General features: G+C 61.4%; 1 protein-coding gene. It reads left to right on the top strand.

The window, feature by feature from the left end:
* On the top strand, nt 1-590 hold a 590-nt coding region (locus tag J5M56_RS23885; protein ID WP_279381838.1), incomplete at both ends, for a DnaB-like helicase C-terminal domain-containing protein.

The following is a 590-nucleotide window of genomic DNA, read 5'->3' as shown; positions in this document are numbered from 1 at the left end:
TTGGCGAACTGGCGAAAAACACCCCGTCCGTCGCCAACATCAAGGCCTATGCGCAGATCGTCCGCCAGCGTGCGACGTTGCGCCAACTGATCGGCATCAGCACCGAGATTGCCGACAGCGCCTTCAACCCCGAAGGCCGCACCGCCGAAGAGATCCTCGACGAAGCCGAACGGCAGATCTTCCAGATCGCCGAAGCGCGGCCCAAGACCGGTGGCCCGGTCGGCGTCAATGAGCTGCTGACCAAGGCCATCGACCGCATCGACACGTTGTTCAACACCGCCGACGCGATCACCGGTCTGTCTACGGGTTACACCGACCTCGATGAGAAGACCAGCGGCTTGCAGCCGTCCGACCTGATCATTGTTGCCGGCCGTCCGTCGATGGGTAAAACCACCTTCGCGATGAACCTAGTGGAAAACGCCGTGTTGCGCAGCGAGAAGGCTGTCCTGGTTTACTCCCTCGAGATGCCAGGCGAATCGCTGATCATGCGTATGCTGTCTTCGCTCGGCCGAATCGATCAGACCAAAGTGCGTTCCGGCCAACTCGAAGACGACGACTGGCCGCGCCTGACGTCGGCGGTCAATCTGCTC

It is taken from the genome of Pseudomonas sp. 51_B, from assembly GCF_017491595.1.
Classification (GTDB): Bacteria; Pseudomonadota; Gammaproteobacteria; order Pseudomonadales; family Pseudomonadaceae; genus Aquipseudomonas; species Aquipseudomonas promysalinigenes.
The sequence above is the reverse complement of the archived record's forward strand: the minus strand, read 5'-3'. Positions and strand labels throughout refer to the sequence as shown.